The organism is Pseudoalteromonas sp. PAR1 (assembly GCF_947311895.1).
Classification (GTDB): domain Bacteria; phylum Pseudomonadota; class Gammaproteobacteria; order Enterobacterales; family Alteromonadaceae; genus Pseudoalteromonas; species Pseudoalteromonas lipolytica_C.
The window spans coordinates 1-3,285 of the sequence record NZ_CAMZMY010000046.1 but is presented as its reverse complement, the minus strand read 5'-3'; the positions used below and the strand labels follow the sequence as shown (position 1 = coordinate 3,285).

Annotated in this window: 2 rRNA genes; both read left to right on the top strand. The window is 49.1% G+C overall.

What is annotated here, in order from left to right:
- Nucleotides 1-199: 199 nt before the first annotated feature.
- A 23S ribosomal RNA gene (locus tag QL229_RS20445) occupies nt 200-3,084 on the top strand.
- A gap of 124 nt (nt 3,085-3,208) precedes the next feature.
- Nucleotides 3,209-3,285: ribosomal RNA gene (gene rrf / locus QL229_RS20440) — 5S ribosomal RNA — on the top strand; the annotation flags it as partial.

The window sequence follows — 3,285 nt, the reverse complement described above, 5'->3', positions numbered from 1 at the left end:
TGCTCTTTAAAAATTTGGAAAGCTGATATTAAAATTCTTATAGATACTTGTATCTATAAAGAGTTTTCAAAAGTAAAAATATGCCAGTTAATCAGCAATGATTAATCGGTATCTACTTTAGTATTCTCATCATTATTTGATGAATTAACTTCTGGCGAAGTTAACAGCTGTCACTAACAAAGACCCGTTTGGGTTGTATGGTTAAGTGACTAAGCGTACACGGTGGATGCCTTGGCAGTTGGAGGCGATGAAGGACGTATTAACTTGCGATAAGCCTAGTCAAGCTAGTAAAAAGCGCTTGAGACTAGGATTTCCGAATGGGGAAACCCACCTGCTTGCAGGTATCTTACACTGAATACATAGGTGTAAGAGGCGAACGCGGAGAACTGAAACATCTAAGTACCCGTAGGAACAGAAATCAACCGAGATTCCGGAAGTAGCGGCGAGCGAAACCGGACCAGCCCTTAAGCTTATTATGTGTTAGTGGAACATTCTGGAAAGTATGACGATACAGGGTGATAGTCCCGTACACGAAAATGCATCTTAAGTGAAATCGAGTAGGTCGGAGCACGTGAAACTTTGACTGAATATAGGTGGACCATCATCTAAGGCTAAATACTCCCAACTGACCGATAGTGAACCAGTACCGTGAGGGAAAGGCGAAAAGAACCCCTGTGAGGGGAGTGAAATAGAACCTGAAACCGTGTACGTACAAGCAGTAGGAGCCCACTTGTTGGGTGACTGCGTACCTTTTGTATAATGGGTCAGCGACTTATATTTTGTAGCGAGGTTAACCGATTAGGGTAGCCGTAGGGAAACCGAGTCTTAACTGGGCGTATAGTTGCAAGGTATAGACCCGAAACCCGGTGATCTAGCCATGGGCAGGTTGAAGGTTGAGTAACATCAACTGGAGGACCGAACCCACTAACGTTGAAAAGTTAGGGGATGACCTGTGGCTAGGAGTGAAAGGCTAATCAAACCGGGAGATAGCTGGTTCTCCCCGAAATCTATTTAGGTAGAGCCTCGGACGAATACTTACGGGGGTAGAGCACTGTTAAGGCTAGGGGGTCATCCCGACTTACCAACCCTTTGCAAACTCCGAATACCGTAAAGTACTATCCGGGAGACACACGGCGGGTGCTAACGTCCGTCGTGAAGAGGGAAACAACCCAGACCGCCAGCTAAGGTCCCAAAGTCATAGTTAAGTGGGAAACGATGTGGAAAGGCCCAGACAGCCAGGAGGTTGGCTTAGAAGCAGCCACCCTTTAAAGAAAGCGTAATAGCTCACTGGTCGAGTCGGTCTGCGCGGAAGATGTAACGGGGCTAAACTATGCACCGAAGCTGCGGATTCATACTATGTATGAGTGGTAGGGGAGCGTTCTGTAAGCCGTTGAAGGTGACCCGGGAGGGTTGCTGGAGGTATCAGAAGTGCGAATGCTGACATGAGTAACGATAATGCGGGTGAAAAACCCGCACGCCGGAAGACCAAGGGTTCCTATCCCATGTTAATCAGGGTAGGGTAAGTCGACCCCTAAGGCGAGGCCGAAAGGCGTAGTCGATGGGAAACGGGTTAATATTCCCGTACTTGGTATAATTGCGATGGGGGGACGGAGCAGGCTAAACAAGCATGGCGTTGGTTGTCCATGTGAAAGTGAGTAGGTTGGTGACTTAGGAAAATCCGGGTTGCTAAGACTGAGACACGAGACGAGCACCTAAGGGTGTGAAGTTGTTGATGCCATACTTCCAGGAAAAGCCTCTAAGCTTCAGATTATACCGAATCGTACCCCAAACCGACACAGGTGGTCAGGTAGAGAATACTAAGGCGCTTGAGAGAACTCGGGTGAAGGAACTAGGCAAAATCGTACCGTAACTTCGGGAGAAGGTACGCTCCTATCTGTGATGAGACTTGCTCTCTAAGCGGACGGGAGCCGCAGTGACCAGGTGGCTGGGACTGTTTATTAAAAACACAGCACTGTGCAAAATCGCAAGATGACGTATACGGTGTGACACCTGCCCGGTGCCGGAAGGTTAATTGATGGGGTTAGTTTTCGGACGAAGCTCTTGATCGAAGCCCCGGTAAACGGCGGCCGTAACTATAACGGTCCTAAGGTAGCGAAATTCCTTGTCGGGTAAGTTCCGACCTGCACGAATGGTGTAACCATGGCCACGCTGTCTCCACCCGAGACTCAGTGAAATTGAAATCGCAGTGAAGATGCTGTGTACCCGCGGCTAGACGGAAAGACCCCGTGAACCTTTACTACAGCTTGGCACTGAACATTGACCCTACATGTGTAGGATAGGTGGGAGGCTTTGAAGCAGAGACGCTAGTCTTTGTGGAGCCGTCCTTGAAATACCACCCTTGTAGTGTTGATGTTCTAACGTTGGCCCCTAATCGGGGTTACGGACAGTGCCTGGTGGGTAGTTTGACTGGGGCGGTCTCCTCCCAAAGAGTAACGGAGGAGCACGAAGGTTGGCTAAGTACGGTCGGACATCGTACGGTTAGTGTAATGGTAGAAGCCAGCTTAACTGCGAGACAGACACGTCGAGCAGGTACGAAAGTAGGTCATAGTGATCCGGTGGTTCTGAATGGAAGGGCCATCGCTCAACGGATAAAAGGTACTCCGGGGATAACAGGCTGATACCGCCCAAGAGTTCATATCGACGGCGGTGTTTGGCACCTCGATGTCGGCTCATCACATCCTGGGGCTGAAGTCGGTCCCAAGGGTATGGCTGTTCGCCATTTAAAGTGGTACGCGAGCTGGGTTTAGAACGTCGTGAGACAGTTCGGTCCCTATCTGCCGTGGGCGTTTGAGAATTGAGAGGGGTTGCTCCTAGTACGAGAGGACCGGAGTGAACGAACCGCTGGTGTTCGGGTTGTCATGCCAATGGCACTGCCCGGTAGCTACGTTCGGAACTGATAAGCGCTGAAAGCATCTAAGCGCGAAGCAGGCCTCGAGATGAGTTCTCACTAGACTTTTAAAGTCTCTGAAGGGCCGTTGAAGACTACAACGTTGATAGGCAGGGTGTGGAAGTGGTGCGAGCCATTAAGCTAACCTGTACTAATTACCCGTGAGGCTTAACCATACAACGCCAAACGCGTTTTATGACAGCGTAACAGACAGAAGTTAAGACACTAAAGTAGACATTTACTTGATATCAGAATTCCAGATTTTAGTTAATTGCAAAAGCGATTAACGCCCCAAATTTGCTTGGTGACAATAGCGTTTTGGACCCACCTGACCCCATGCCGAACTCAGTAGTGAAACGAAACAGCGCCGATGATAG